Raw genomic sequence first — 14,649 nt, 5'->3', positions numbered from 1 at the left:
TGTTTAAGCTTGTGGCGGCCAGGGAAGGGTGCTTTCCCTGGGCCTTGGCCGTCGGACACCTGCTCCTTGCGAATAGACGCGTTCTCCCGGCCCATAGACGCGCGGCGGCATCACCCTTCCCGGGACGTGGACGGCCTGGTGGGGTGGTGACTGTGCGACTGCCGGGGCCACGGTGGGACGGGCCTGATGCGCAAGAGTGAACGGCTCCGCTCCCTGGTCCACATGGTGTGGCCCCCTACGGTCCTCTTGAGGTACCGAAAATGTTCCGGGGAGGGGTGGTGCGGTGGAAAAGTAGGTGTGGCCGGTTGGGGTGGTGGTTGCCACGGTATGCCGCGGGCCTGGGACGCGTTCAGCCGCCCAGCCGCCCGTTTCCTTGAGGTGGTTGCAGGCTTCGCAGAGGCCTTGGCCGTTGCCGGCGCTGGTGGCTCCGCCGTTATGCCAGGAAGCGATGTGGTCGTGATGCCTGATGGGGGCGTCGCAGTACGGGGTGCGGCAGGTGTCGTCCCGGACTTGAAGGAAGCGTTTCAGCCCAGCCGGAAAGAGCCGGGCTTTGGAATCCATGGCCAGCAGGTCCCCGTTGCCGGGAGCGGTGTAAAGCCGCCGGATCCACACATCAAGCTCGCGGCGAACAGCAGCGGCGTGGTCGCTTGCGGCACCCTCGCCTCCGGCACCGTCACCGGCGGTTCCGTCAGCGGCAGGAGAACCAGCGCTGCCGGTGCTTGGGTCTGTTGCCGGCATTCCCGCGGCTGATGTATTGGTGAGGGCGATGTTTCTGGCCCAGCATGCGGGAATGGTGCCGTACCCGGGAAGCCGGGCGGGCTCTGCGTCGGCATGGAGCAGGGCGCGGTCGGTCATAACGAGCTGAATCTCCACCCCGCTGATGCCGGCTGGGGTACCGGTAACCCTCTCGACGAGGGTGTCGGCCATAACTTGCCCCCGGGACCGTTCGTCTCCTGCAGAGCGGGCGGTATCGGCGGCCCTGGCCAGGGCGGCGTAGGCCGCAACGCCTTGGGCAACGGGGAGCAGCGCGGTCAGGTAGGTCATGGTGTCAGGGGCCGGGCGAAGGTTCACGGTCCGTTCGGTAACCGCTCGTGCGGCCCGCTTTGCGATGGAGCGGGGGTCCCTACGGTACGCCGCGGCGCGGACTGCGGTGACGATGGCGCGGTCGCCGGCGCCGTCGAGCGTGCCGGTGTCGGCGGCGAGTTCCTCATCCACGCCGGCACGATCCTCCACCGTGAGGCAGATGGTTTCCTTCACGATCAGGGTGGCGCGCCACTCGTTCAGCTGGCCGCTCCGAAAGGCGGCGAAGGTGCGGGGCATGCCCGTGAGGGCTTTGGCCAAGCCCAGTAACCGGGACCCCCTGGCCGGGGATTCCCGCCGTGCCAGTGCGATCTGCGCCGCGACACCGGCGCCCTGCTCATCCACGGGCACGCCGGCGTCAGCCTGCTCCTGCCGCTGCAATAGATCGAAGGCCACAGCAAGCCGGGCCTGCTGCGCGCCGGCCAGGCATTTCATGTCCTCCCACTGCCGCATCTGCTCAACCATCCCCGCACTGTCGCGGGCCACAGGAACACCAGCCAGAACGGCCAATGCATCAGCGAGGGTCGGCGCGGCAGGCGAGGACGCAGGCGCGCCTCCGGAAGCCGGAACAACAGGCGTTGGGTGGGGTGTATCGGCAACGGTCGGAGCGGCAGGGGAGGAGTCCGGCTTTTCCGCTTCCATAATCACAGGCGAGGGCTGCGGCACGCTGGCAGCAAGGGGCACCCGAGGCTCCGCCCCCAGCACTGCAACCGTCCCCAATACCGCTTCCATGACCAAAGTCTTCCACCAGGGTGTGACAACGACAGCCACCCAAAAGCCCTATGTGGAAAACGGGAAAGCCGCTCCGCCCTGTGCCGCTCCGCCCCAAGCCGCCCCGCCTCCAGGCCGCCCCGCCTCCAGGCGCCCTGTGCAAAGCGGAACGGGGACGCCAAAGGAGGCGCCGCCGTCGCACGTTCTGAGGCGCGGGTGACTAGCCCTCCGCAACTACCGCCACGCCGCCCGCCGGGACCAGCCCCGGAAACGCTTCGCCGGTCAGCAAATCCTGGCCGGATGCCTCCACGGCGGCATCCGAACGCGTGTGGTTGATCGCGAAAAGGAAGCCCTGCCCGTCGGCAGAGCGCCGCCGCACCAGCTCCACACCGGGACCGGCCGCAGCGGGGGCTACGCCGGACTCTTCCAGAAGCCGGTCCACCACGGAATCAATGCCGTCCGGGCCGGGGAACGTGGCCAGGTACCAGGCCGCGCCCGAACCCACGGCCCGTCGCGTGAGGGACGGAACGCCTTCCAGCGGATACTCGGTAAACGCCTGCATGGCTTCGGCGCCGGCCAGGTGGACGTGCTCGCTCCAGATGGAAGACACGGTCCCGTCGCTCAGCTTCAGTTGGGTCCCGGCCAGCAGCGGATGGAATTCCTCCACCCGAACGCCCAGCAGCTCCCGGAACGCGCCCGGATAGCCGCCCAGCCGGACATGGTCCTTCCCGTCCACGATCCCGCTGAAGTAGCTCACCAGCACAGTGGCGCCGGCGGAGGCTGCAGCGGAAATGTTGGCCGCGGCCTCGTCAGTGACGGTGTACAGGGTGCACACCAGCACGAGGCCGTATCCATCAAGGGAAGCGGAAGGGTGCACGAAATCCACGGACACGCCCCGGAGGAACAGCGAGCGGTGGAACGCCCGCTGCAGGTCAAGGTACCGCACGTCAATGCTCGGCTTGGAGTCGATCTCACTGGCCCACCAGGCCTCGTAGTCGAACACGATCGCAACCCGGGATTCCACTCGCGAACCGCGCACCGGAGCCAACCGCTTCAGGTCCGCCCCCAGCTCCACCACCTCGCGCCACACCCGGGTGTCCCGGCCGCCGTGCGGCACCATGGCCGAGTGGAACTTCTCCGAGCCGGCGAAGCTCTGCCGCCACTGGAAAAACATGACGGCGTCGGCACCGCGGGCCACGTGGGCGAGCGAGTTGCGCAGCATTTCTCCGGGCATTTTGGGCTGGTTGCGCGGCTGCCAGTTGACGGCCGACGTCGAATGTTCCATCAGGATCCACGGGTCACCTCCCGCGATGCCGCGGGTGAGGTCCGCGCTGAATGCGAGTTCGATGTGCCGTTCGGGGTCGGCGGCCACGAGGTAGTGGTCGTTGGCGATGACGTCCAGGTCCTTGGCCCAGTCGAAGTAGTCCATGGACTTGGTGGCGCTGGAGGCCATCAGGTTGGTGGTGCACGGAACGCCCGGGGTGACCTCCCGCAGGACCGCAACGAGTTCGCGATAATAGTCCATCAGGGCCCGGGAGTTGAACCGCTGGAAGTCCAGCTGCTGGCCCGGGTTCAGGGTGGAAGGCGCAATGGCGGGCGGCAGGATCTCCTCGAACGAGCCGTAGTTCTGCGACCAGAACGCCGTGCCCCACGCTGCGTTGAGTGCATCGATGTTCCCGTACCGCCGCTCCAGCCACGCCCGGAAGGCCGCGGCGTCCTCCTCGCCGTAGAACTCGTAGACATGGCAGCCCAGCTCGTTGTCCACGTGCCAGAGCGCCAGGGCGGGGTGGTCCTTGTAGCGCTCGGCCACTGCACGGGTGATGCCGCTGGCGTAGCGGCGGTAAACGGCCGACGACGGCGTGTAGTGCCGCCGTGACCCCGGTCCCAGCACGGTTCCGTCAGCCGTGACCGGCAGGATTTCCGGATGCTTCCGTACCAGCCATGCCGGGGGAGCAGCGGTGGCGGTGGCCAGGGCCACCTTGACGCCGATGCCATGGAGGTTGTCCAGCACCTCGTCGAGCCAGCCAAAGTTGTACTTCCCTTCGGCGGGTTCCAGCAGTGCCCAGGAGAAAATTCCCACACTGAGGAAGTTCACGCCCGCTTCCTGCATCAGCTCCAGGTCCTCCAGGCGGACGCTGACCGGCCACTGCTCGGGATTGTAGTCACCGCCGTAAGCGATGCCTTCGACATGGTTCCAGACGCTTGCCGGCCGGGGGATGTCCTGCGAATCCATGGGACTCCTTCATCTAGTGGGTGGCTGCGATACCTGAATAAAACGTGTTCTTGGAAAACGCTTGCCCGAATTCTTGGAAAACGCTTGCCCACAACCGGTAATCCCGATATTGTATCGATTCAGAAGCCGTGTAAGCCAGCTCACCACACTCGTGGCAGTGGGCGACAGCATTGCACAGATCGAGCAAGGAGGCTCCCATGATCAACAGAAGGCATTTCCTCACCACCGTGGCTGTCGGCACCGCATCTGCTGCGGCGCTCGCGGCGTGCGGAACGGGCTCCAGCTCTTCCGGGGAGACCGGCACCGCCGAGAAGCCCGTGACCATCAATTACACCTGGTGGGGCAACGATGACCGTGCGGAGCGCACCCGCAAGGCCATTGCCCTGTTCGAGTCGAAGAACCCGGATATCAAGGTCAACGGCAACTTCACCGACTTCGCCGGCTACTGGCAGAAGCGTGCCACCGAGGCCGCCGGCGGCGGCCTGCCCGACGTTATGCAGTGGGACCTCTCCTACTTGCGCGATTACGGCCAGCGCAACCAGCTCCTGGACCTGGGCACCCTGAAAATCAATACGGACGCCTTCGACAAGTCCCTCCTGCCGTCCGGCCAGATCCGGGGCAAGACCTACGGCATCCCCACCAGCACCAACGCTTTCGCCGTCTACTACGATCCCGCCAAGCTGGCCTCCCTGGGCATTGCCGAGCCGAATGGCACCTGGACCTACAAGGAGTACAACGCCTTCCTCGCCGAAATAGGCACCAAGAGCAACGGTGCGCTTTTTGGCTCAACCGACTACACCGGCGTCTGGTGGATGTTCAACATCTGGCTGCGCCAGAACAACATCCAGGCGTTCACTGAGGACGGCAAGCTCGGCTTCACCAAGGATGACCTGAAGAAGTGGTGGAACCAGACCGCCGCCCTTCGCGGCACCCCTGCCCTCGTCTCCGAAGAGCGCGTCACCCAGCTCGCCCCCAAGTCCCCGTTTGGCTCGAATGTCACCGCCAGCGAAGTCACCTGGGACAACTTCATGGCTGCCTACCTCGGGGACAGCGGCGCCAAGGAACTCAAGCTTGTGCCGGTGCCCTCGGATGACCCGGACAACCTGGGCCTGTTCCTCAAGCCGTCCATGCTCATGGTGGCCAGCGCCAAGACCAAGTACAAGGATGCTGCTGCCCGCTTCATCGACTTCATGGTCAACGACCCCGAGGTGGGCAACATCTTCAAGACCTCCCGCGGCGTTCCGGCGTCGAAGACCCAGCGGGACGGCACCACCTTCGAAGGTACTGACAAGCTCGTCGTCGATTACGAAAAGTCGATAGAGCAGTACCTCAAGGACGCTCCCGAGCCGCCAATCGTCGGTTTCGGCACCCTCGAGACATCCTTCAAGCGGGTCAGCTCGGACCTGAACTACGGCAAGCTGACCATCGACGGTGCAGCCGATTCCTGGTTCAAGGAAGCCGAAGACCTCATCAAGCAGAACGCCTGACCAGGCAGACTGCCTGGCCAAGACGTCCACAACTGACGGAATGAACTCGTGACTCAAAGCCCAACCCTGAGCAGGCGTTCGACGTCGTCCGCCGCCCCGCTGCCGCGCAAGTCGCGGCAGCGGGGGGTGGACGCCCGCGCCGGATACACCTTCCTGCTGCCCTGGCTGCTGGGATTCATCGTCCTCACCATTGGGCCGATGATTTCCTCGCTGTATCTGTCCTTCACCAACTACAACTTGTTTGATCCGCCCAAATGGATCGGTTTCGACAACTACACCACCCTCTTCCAGGACGAGCGGTTCCTGCAGTCGGTGGGCGTGACCGTCAGCTACGTTGTGTTCGGTACCCCGCTCAAGCTCGCCGCCGCACTGGCAGTGGCGATGCTCCTGAACAGCAAGCGCCGCGGCCAGGGGTTCTACCGGTCAGCGTTCTATGCTCCGTCGCTGATCGGCGCGTCCGTGTCCATCGCGATTGTCTGGAAGGCCATGTTCGGCGATTCCGGCCCGGTGGACCAAGGACTGTCTCTCTTCGGGATCAACCTGGGCGGCTGGGTGGGCAACCCGGCCATGACCATGCCCATGTTCATCCTGCTGACCGTCTGGCAGTTCGGCGCCCCGATGGTGATCTTCCTGGCCGGCCTGAAGCAGATCCCTAATGACCTCTACGAGGCGGCGTCCATGGATGGTGCCGGGCCGGTGCGGAAGTTCTTCAACATCACCTGGCCCATGCTTTCCCCGGTGATCTTCTTCAACCTGCTGATGGAAACCATCCACGCGTTCCAGATCTTCAACTCGGCCTACATCATCTCCAACGGTGAAGGCGGCCCGGCCGGGTCCACCCTCTTCTACACCCTCTACCTCTACCTGCGGGGCTTCAGCGACTTCCGGATGGGCTACGCCTCGGCCATGGCCTGGCTGCTCCTGATCGTGGTTGGCATCCTGACCCTGATCATCTTCCGCACGTCCAAGTCCTGGGTCCATTACAGCGGTGATGCAAAATGACAACCATGGCAACCCCCACCCAGTCCGCCACGGACGCACAGGTGCCGCACTACAACCCGAAATCCGAATCAGCGGGTGCCAGGCGCGCCAAGAGCACCATTTTCCACATCGTGGCGTTGGCGCTCACGGCCGTGGTCCTGTACCCGGGCCTGTGGATGATCGCCTCCTCGTTCAAGCCGAACGCAGAAATCGGCGGCGCGAACACGTCGCTGTGGTCCAGCAACTTCAGCTTCGACAACTTCGTCACCGCGATGGACGGCATCGGCGGGGTGTCCACCCTGCAGTTCTTCACCAACTCCCTGATCCTGGCCGTCGGCGCCGTGGTGGGAACCGTCCTCTCCGCGTCGGTCTCGGCGTATGCGTTCGCCCGGATCAAGTTCCCCGGCCGCAGCGTGTTCTTCGGCATGATGATCGCCACCCTGCTCCTGCCGTTCCACGTGGTGATCATCCCGCAGTACATCGTGTTCCAGCAGCTGGGCCTGGTGGACACCTACGTGCCGCTGCTGATCGGCAAGTTCCTCGCCGCCGACGCGTTCTTCGTGTTCCTGATGGTCCAGTTCATGCGCAACCTGCCCGGTGAGCTGGACGAGGCAGCCAGGATCGACGGCGCCGGGCACGTCCGGATCTTCACGTCCATCATGCTGCCGCTGATGAAGCCGGCCCTGATCTCCACCTCGATCTTCTCCTTCATCTGGAGCTGGAACGACTTCCTGGGCCCGCTGCTCTACTTGAACACCCCGGAAAAGTACCCGCTGCCCCTGGCGCTGCGCCTCTTCGTGGACCAGACCCAGTCCTCGGACTACGGCGCCATGATCGCCATGTCCGTCCTGGCCCTGCTCCCTGTGCTGGTCTTCTTCCTGGTCTTCCAGCGCTACATCGTCGAAGGCGTCTCCACCCAGGGCCTCAAGGGCTAGTGCCGGAAACCCGAGACAGAAAAATGAGCGTCATGGACAGCACCACACCAGCACCCAACCATCACGAACCCGTCCCGGTGAACCGCTTCGCGCTGTTCTCCGAGACCCTCCTGGCCGGTGTCCTGGTCCTGGTGCTCTCCATCCCGCTGGTGACGATCCCCGCCGCGTATGCGGCGGGGATCGCCCACCTGGAACGGCACCTCTCCGGCCGCGACGATTCCGTCCGCGGCCTCTGGGGCACGTTCAAAGCTGCCCTGCCTGGCAGCTGGAAGCTGGGAATCACAACGGCGGCAGCCGCCGTCGTGATTGTCCTCAACCTGCTGCTCGCGTGGGTGGGGCAGCTGCCCGGCCGCGAAGTGGTCCTGCCGGCCACCCTGATCCTGGCCGCCGGCGCGGCCATCCTGCTGCTGCGCACCGCGGCGGAGTGGTCCGACGCCGCAGTGTCTTCAACAGATGGAAAAAGTGCCTGGCGCTCGGCCCTCGAGAATGCCCAATCGCTGTCCGTCAGGGACTGGACCGGATCGCTCCTGCTGGCTGCCGCACTCTTCGGGGCGGTGGTTTTCGTCTGGATGCTCGCCGCGCTCTTCGTAGTGGTCCCCGGCACCCTCATCCTCGCCGCCGCGGCGGTCAAACTGCGTTCCGCCCGCTGAACATTTTTCCCGGTCCTGCCCGCCACTATTGAGTTGAGTCCGACGTGTCTTCCGACCGCCAGCGTTCCGAACAGTCCGTCCATTCGTCGCAGAACCAGCCCCGGTGGTACCAGCCCCTGAAGCAGCGGAACTACCGGCTCTTCCTGGCCATGGTGTTTACGGGGAGCGTTGGTGTGTGGATGCAGCGGCTCGCCCAGGACTGGCTGGTGCTGCAGCTAACGGGCAGCCCTGCCGCCGTGGGTGTGGCCGTTGCCTTGCAGTTCCTTCCCATGCTGGTTGTTGGTCCCCTGAGCGGGCTGCTGGTGGACATGTTTCCCAAGCGGCGCATCATGCTGATCTGCCAGGCCGTCATTGCTGTCCTGGCCCTAGGCCTGGCGGCGTGGGCGGCGAGCGGGACCATCACCGTGTGGGCCGTTTATGCCAGCTGCGCTGCCCTCGGCGTGACGTCCGCGATCAACCAGCCTGCCATCCAGGTGTTCGTCAACGAAGTAGTAGGTGACACCAACCTCCGGCCCGCCATCGGCCTCAACAACGCCATTGGCCAGCTGGGCGCCATGGCGGGGCCCGCCCTGGCAGGAGTTGTCATTGCGCAGGCAGGATCGGCTGCGGCGTTCGCGGCGAACTCGCTGCTGTGCCTGCTGGTCCTCGGCCTGATTGCGGCCATCCGTCCTGCCGAGCTGCATCCAAGCGTTCCGGTGGTCCGCGGGCGGGGCCAGCTCCTGGCCGGGTTCCGCTACGTCCGGGAACGGCCCCAGATGCTGCTGGTCATTGCCCTGGCCGGGCTGTTGGGAATGTTCGGCATGAACGGGCCGGTGGTTTTGGCAGCGTTCGCCGAGCGGGTGTGGCACAACGGTGTTGAAGGGTTCGGCCTCTTCAACACCGTCAGTGCCGTCGGTGCCCTGGCCGGGGCGCTCCTGGCAGCCCGGCTGAGAAGCCTGGGCCGGAAGGGGATCGTGGCCGCCGCCGGGCTGTTCGGGCTCTCCCAGCTGGTGGCTGCCCTGATGCCCAACCTCATCCTCTTCACTGTGATGCTTGTGGTGGTGGGCCTCATGACCCTCTTGTTCCTGACCAGCGCCGCCACCGTGGTCCAGCTTGACGCCGGCCCGGAGATCCGCGGCCGCGTAATGGCCCTCTACCTTCCGCTCCTGCTCGGCGGTCATGCCCTGGGCGGCCTCCTGGCCGGCTGGTTGACGGAGCAGCTCGGGGTGCGGCTCGGCTTGGTGGCCACCGGCGCCGGAGGGATGCTGTCGGCCGCCGTAATCGGACTACTGCTCTGGCTGAACTCCCGAAGCCACGGGTCACAGAGGCCACGGCCACAATCCCTCTGAATAAAAGTTTCTTTCTGTAAGTTCTTGATGTGTAGTGCGGATCAATGAAGCCCAGAAGTTCATCGATTTCCTCGTCAACAGCACCAAGGCCGGCGACATCGGTCTGGCGGACCGCGGCATCCCCCTCCAACTCGGAAGTACGGGCGGCCATCACCAGCAAACTAAGTCCTGCCGATGCCGCCACCGCGCCTTCATCGACGACATCGCCGACGAGCTCGGCGCCGCAGTCCCGGTGCCGCCAAGAAGGCCCTGGACGAGGCTAAGAGCGCCCTCCCCTGATCCCGCGCGCCCACCCTGTTGGGCCGCTACCTGGTTGGGCAGGGCGGGGATCAGTTGGCTGGCGTAAAGGTCCAGGATCCCGGATGGATCCGGAAGTCGCGCACGGCTTTCGCGCCCGCCACGCCGGTGCCGCCGCCGTCGCGCTGAGCCGCCGTGTCCTGGCGGGAACGCTCGACGGCGGGCCCGGCCGCCGTCGGCCCTTCAACCCCGTAGGCACCGGCCGGCAGCCGGACCGTGGCGGTGACGCCGGCGGGAACCGTGCACTCCAGCCACATGCCCTGGGACGTCCGCTGCCAGCTGACCGCGGCAGGCCCGTTGGGCAGCGGGACGCGTCCCGAGGCGTGTTCGAGCCTGCACACGGGCGGCTCGATCAGCAACTCGCTGCCGCCCGGAACAACGGTCCGCACGCCGAGCAGGAATTCAAGGATCTCCTTCAGCACAGATGCGGACCAGGCATGGGATTGGCTGTAGTCCGTGCCCGCCACCAGCTCCCAGGCCTCCCAAGTGAACGTGGCGCCGCGGTCCAAAAGACGTGCCCATCCGGGCTGGTCCTTGTTCGTGAGAAGGTCCAGCGCCGCGTCCGCCAGTCCTTGGGAAAGCAGCGCCCGCACCAGCCGGTGCACGGTCATGGGCCCCTGCCGCATGCCTTGGTCCGCGATCCGTTGCGCGTCGGCTGCCACGTGGGCGGGATCGGTGATTCCAAGGGACAGCGGGAAGGACGTGGCGTGCTGGGACGCGTGGGTGCTGGGAGTGCCGTCGGCGTGCAACCCGTCCACCATCACGCCGTCTACCCGCAGGCGTGTGCGGATGGTCTCGGCCAGGGCGCGGGCTTGGGCGGCGTACCGCACGGCCGCGTCCTCCTGCCCCGCGAGGCTGCTGAGCGTGGCCGTTGACAGCAGGGCGGAGTAGGCCTGGGCATTGACGGTGGTCTTGGCGGCACACTCCATGTCGTAACCGAACCGGCCGGGGGCGGGCCAGTCGACAATGCCGTGCAGGTAGGGCCCGGAGCCGCCGCCGAGCCCGGTGACCAGTCCCGCCGTCGGGCCGTCCGTGGCGAGGTACCGCAACGCGTAGTCTGCCGTGTCCCGAAGGTGCGGCAACAGTTCGGTTACCAGGGCGAGGTCGCCCGTGCGGAGGTGGTATTCCTGGACCCACTCCGGCATCATGAGCGAAAAGTCGGGGATGTCCCGTTTGCCGTCGCCGTTGGGATAGACCGCGTTGTAGCGGCCCCGGTCCTCGCCGGTGGTCCAGTACCGCCCCGCTGACCAGCCGAATTCCCGCAGCGCCTGGGCGGTGTAGGCGTGCTCGCCGAACAGTGCCATGGTGGCGTAGGAGATGTTGACCGCGTCGGCCAGGAACTGCCCCTTCTCCCTGGTGGGCGTGTCCACGAACTGCTCCTGGATCCCGTACAGCGCGGAGTCGCGCAGCAGCCCAAAAACCGCGTCCAGGGTTGGGTCGGAGCTGCTGAAGCTGCCTTCGGCCGGGTGGCGGCCGTGGACGACGACGGCACCCACCCGGGAGAGGTCAGTCGCCTCCACCCCGGGGATCTCCAGGTATCGGAAAGCCAGGTGCACGGTGGCCCGGAACTGCTGCGGGCCATCCGCCTGCGTGTAGGGGAAGGACATGTCCGTGTTCTGGCTGGCCGTTTTGCCCCGATCCACCCGACCGTCGGCGTCCAGGGTGTAGCCGGCGCGGATCGCCAGCGTCCGTCCGGCCACGCCCGTGCGGAAGTCCACTTCCGGGCGGGCCGGGACGACCTTGCCAAAGTCCGCCACGAGCGTGCCGTCCGCGGCGGCCAGGAAGGATTCCGGGGCGGCAAAAGTCTCGGACAGGGCAGTCCTTCGTGGGTGCAGGGCCGGGAACTCGGCGACGGGGTGGGGACCGTAGCTCAACGCGGGCGGCATATCCTGGCTCGCGTGGAGCGCTGCGGCGGCCTGTCCGTCGAGGTGCTCCACGGGGTCGCCCTCATCGTTGCGGTAACCGGCCTGCCGGTACGGGGCCTCGGCGGCAGTCCAGTCCGGCCCCGAGCCCAAAGTCTCCCGGCGCCCGTCCGTGTAGTCCACGCTGAGCCGGACCAGCAGGCCGGGGACGCTGGCGGCCCTGCCCTGGCCCGGACCGTACCAGTGCAGCAGGGCGGTCAAGGGGACCTGGACCGGCTCGTCCAGCAGCGCGGACTTCCCCCTCCGGCCCGGCCCCGCCGGCTGGCTGGGTGAGTGCGCCGCGAGCAGGCCGGTGACGTCGGCGGCGTCGTAATATCCCTCGCCGGGGTAACCGAAGGAGGTCGTGCTGAGGCAGGCCGTGCCGTTCAGGGCCACCTGTGCATGGTGGCTTGCCGCGACGAAAAGCCGCGCCCGGGCAACAGTCCCGGTGAGCCGGACCGTGCTGCGGAAGAGCGTCCACTCGTCCGGCTGCCGGTGCGACGTGGTGCCCGCCCAATGCCCCAGGAACGCCCGCGCCTCCTCCGGACTTTCGTCGAACCGGTGCTCCAGGAGCACTGCATCTTCAGGAGCCGCGCCGCGGCGGATTGTGCCGCCGGCAGCAGCTGTGCGCGCCCGGCCGGTGATCCGCAGCGAGGCGTACTCGGCCTGGCTGCGCGGACCCTGGTGCAAAGCGAGGTGGCCCTCGAAGCCCGCGGGGAGCGGGTCATTTACCCTGAGCAGTTCAACGCCGTCGAGGGTGACGGTAATGGTGGTGCCGTCGTCGGACACAGCCAGATCCTGCCAGGCGCCGCTTGCCAGGTCGTTGCCGGGGAGCCGTTCCTGGCCGGCGACGGCGTTGCGTTCAAGCCGGGCGCTGGCCAGCACGTCGGTCTCCGGCATGGCGGGGGCAGGGATTTCCCATTCCGGCGCGCGGCGCAGCACCACATGGCCTGCAGTGTCCAGTTCCAGCAGCAATCCAGTGCCCGCGCCGGTGCTGCGGAGAAGCACGCCGGCCCGCCCCATGACCGGCCGAAGCCGCGCCTCCAGGGTGAAGTGGCGCAGAACAGGGCAGGGGACGGGCAGGAACGGCGAGCCGGCAACCCGGAGGGCGCCGTCGAGGATGTCCAGCGGCGCCCGGCCGCCCGGGGCACGGTGGATCCAGTCGGCGCCCCACCCGGTGTCCGAAAGCCCGGTGCTGAACGGCTCGGGTTCGGACCAGGCCCCGTGACGGCCGCCGGCGTCGCTCACCCGGACCCGCCAGCTGTAATCGGCGTCCTCGGCCAGCTCCGGACCGCCATAGGGGATCCCGGATTGGCGGGCTGACGGAACGGGGCCTGAAAACCAGACCTCCGCTCCGGCCGCATCCTCGACCGCGATTTCGTAGCCGGTCTGTTGGGCAGCGGCGGGATCCGCTTCGTCCGGCCGGGTCAGCCTCCATCCGAACACCGGGCGCAGCGACGCCGTGAGGGAGCCGGCGAGGCCATCGGTCACCAAACCGGTAGCCTGCAGCTCGCCGCGTCGGACCAGGGCGGGGGTGACTTCGGGACTGGGGGAGACTGCCATCATGATGCGGTACCGCGTGCCGGGAGCGCCCAGGGAAGGCCCAGTTCGCTGAACGTGGCATGCTCCTTTGCGGCTTGCTCCAGTGCATCCTCGATCCCGACGACCACCGCGTGTGCAGCGTCGCCGTCACCTTCCCAGTGGACGTAGTCGGCGCCGATCGCGGCCGGCGGCGGTGCTGTCCGGATGGCTTCCAGCACCAGCATGAAGGCACCGCTGTCCGGGAGGGGGCTGATTAGTTCCGCGCCTTCGCGCCGGTGGGCCAGCAGGTTCTCCGTGAGGTCGTCCCGGCCGAAGACCTGCCTGGTCACCCCTTTTGCGGTGTGCACGGTGAGGCGGTCTTCGGTGTAGTGGAAAACGGCCTGGCCCCGGGAGCCCTGCAACGTCACATACGGTTCCACGGATTCCGTGGCGCAGATCGTGAGCGCACACGTGACGGGCAGTCCCGTGTTGGTGCGGATCCGGATAACGGAGGTGTCGTCGGATTCGATGTCGTTGGCATGGTAGAGGTCCGTTTCCACGGAAGCAACGTCCTCGACCGTGCGGGCGCCGGCGATGCGCAGCGCCGTGGCCACCGCATGGGCCAAGGGATTGGTGGCGACACCGTCCACCACGTCGACGCCGCCAATGCTTCGCTTCCCCGCCCAACGCGAACGTTTGTAGTACGCCCTGTCGCGCACCCAGCGGCCGGTGGCAGAGATGCCCTCCAGCGTGCCGATGGCTCCGCTGGCCAGCAGTTCCTCGATGGCCTGAAGCGCGTGTGAGCCCAGGCTCTGGAAGCCGATCTGCACGCTCCGGCCGGATGCCCGGGCCGCGTCGCACAGCGTGTTGAAGTCGGCAAGCGACGCCACCGGCGGCTTCTCCAGGTAGAGGTCGGCGCTGGTGGCGAGGGCGGCGAGCGCCAGCGGGGCATGGGTCTGGATGGGGGTGGCCACAATGATCAGTTCCAGGTCTTCCGTCGCTGCCAGCAGTTCGCCCAGGCCGGGGAAAACAGCAGCCGTTGCCGGCACGGACCCCGGTCCCGGTGGCTGCGGATCTGCCACTGCGACGAGGTGGACGACGCCGGCAGCCTGAAGGCGCTCAAGGTTGCCCAGGTGGTGGGCGCCGAAGCCGTGGACGCCGACGAGCGCCACGCGGGCCGGACGGACTGGCTGGGCCACAGTTCCGGGGCCCTGTCGATGGCCCTGGCCTGGAACCCGGGCCCGGACAGGCTCTTCATTCCGGGGCTGTGACGCGGCGTCGGTGCCGGCTGGCGTTCCCATTGGTCTCCGTTTCTGCCCGCAGGCACCAAACCAGGCTCCGCGGCAGCGTTGGGACGGCCCCGGAGAAGTCATTGCGGCGTCCCTTTCACACCGGCAGCGGCAGGCCGGGACGGGGCTAAATGCCCTGTGCTCTCGCCGGAAGATTGTCCAGCAAGCGCTTTCCAAGGTCCAGTGTGCGGCACGCCGGGGTGGCACGTCCAGTAATGTAACGATTCAAAAATTGG

Annotated in this window: 9 protein-coding genes; 5 read left to right on the top strand and 4 right to left on the bottom strand. The window is 67.0% G+C overall.

Annotated features, from left to right (window positions below; genetic code table 11):
- Positions 1-3: 3 nt before the first annotated feature.
- Complete coding sequence (locus C3B78_RS16330) at positions 4-1,722, bottom strand: HNH endonuclease (RefSeq protein ID WP_442778278.1); 1,719 nt, start codon at positions 1,720-1,722, stop codon at positions 4-6.
- Positions 1,723-2,011: 289 nt separating this feature from the next.
- Complete coding sequence (locus tag C3B78_RS16325; protein WP_104998988.1) at positions 2,012-4,024, bottom strand: beta-galactosidase; 2,013 nt, start codon at positions 4,022-4,024, stop codon at positions 2,012-2,014.
- A gap of 197 nt (positions 4,025-4,221) precedes the next feature.
- On the opposite strand from C3B78_RS16325, the gene C3B78_RS16320 reads away from it, so the two are divergent.
- Genes C3B78_RS16320 through C3B78_RS16300 form a run of 5 tightly spaced genes read left to right on the top strand, consistent with a single transcriptional unit; the run spans position 4,222 to position 9,405 of the window.
- On the top strand, positions 4,222-5,511 hold the full coding sequence (locus C3B78_RS16320) for an ABC transporter substrate-binding protein (RefSeq protein ID WP_104998987.1): 1,290 nt from the start codon (positions 4,222-4,224) through the stop codon (positions 5,509-5,511).
- Positions 5,512-5,559: 48 nt separating this feature from the next.
- Entirely contained in the window at positions 5,560-6,513 is a 954-nt protein-coding gene (locus C3B78_RS16315; protein ID WP_104998986.1) for a carbohydrate ABC transporter permease, read from the top strand.
- Positions 6,510-7,427, top strand: coding sequence for a carbohydrate ABC transporter permease (locus C3B78_RS16310; RefSeq protein ID WP_104998985.1), 918 nt, complete (start codon positions 6,510-6,512; stop codon positions 7,425-7,427). The genes C3B78_RS16315 and C3B78_RS16310 overlap by 4 nt, the downstream gene beginning before the upstream one ends.
- 23 nt (positions 7,428-7,450) lie before the next feature.
- Positions 7,451-8,077, top strand: coding sequence for a Poxvirus protein I5 (locus tag C3B78_RS16305; RefSeq protein WP_104998984.1), 627 nt, complete (start codon positions 7,451-7,453; stop codon positions 8,075-8,077).
- A gap of 44 nt (positions 8,078-8,121) precedes the next feature.
- Positions 8,122-9,405: an MFS transporter gene (locus tag C3B78_RS16300; RefSeq protein WP_104998983.1), complete on the top strand. Its 1,284-nt coding sequence runs from the start codon at positions 8,122-8,124 to the stop codon at positions 9,403-9,405.
- A 329-nt stretch (positions 9,406-9,734) separates the two neighbouring features.
- Here the strand turns inward: C3B78_RS16300 and C3B78_RS16290 are convergent, their stop codons facing one another.
- Positions 9,735-13,166 carry a family 78 glycoside hydrolase catalytic domain gene (locus C3B78_RS16290; protein ID WP_234005437.1) on the bottom strand — a complete coding sequence of 1,144 codons (3,432 nt, stop codon included), beginning with the start codon at positions 13,164-13,166 and terminating at the stop codon, positions 9,735-9,737.
- Complete coding sequence (locus C3B78_RS16285; RefSeq protein WP_104998981.1) at positions 13,166-14,425, bottom strand: Gfo/Idh/MocA family protein; 1,260 nt, start codon at positions 14,423-14,425, stop codon at positions 13,166-13,168. The genes C3B78_RS16290 and C3B78_RS16285 overlap by 1 nt, the downstream gene beginning before the upstream one ends.
- Positions 14,426-14,649 lie beyond the last annotated feature (224 nt).

Origin of the sequence: Arthrobacter sp. PGP41 (assembly GCF_002953935.1) — a bacterium.
Lineage (GTDB): Bacteria > Actinomycetota > Actinomycetes > Actinomycetales > Micrococcaceae > Arthrobacter.
Note: the sequence above shows the minus strand (reverse complement) of the source record. Positions and strands in the feature narration are given on the sequence as shown.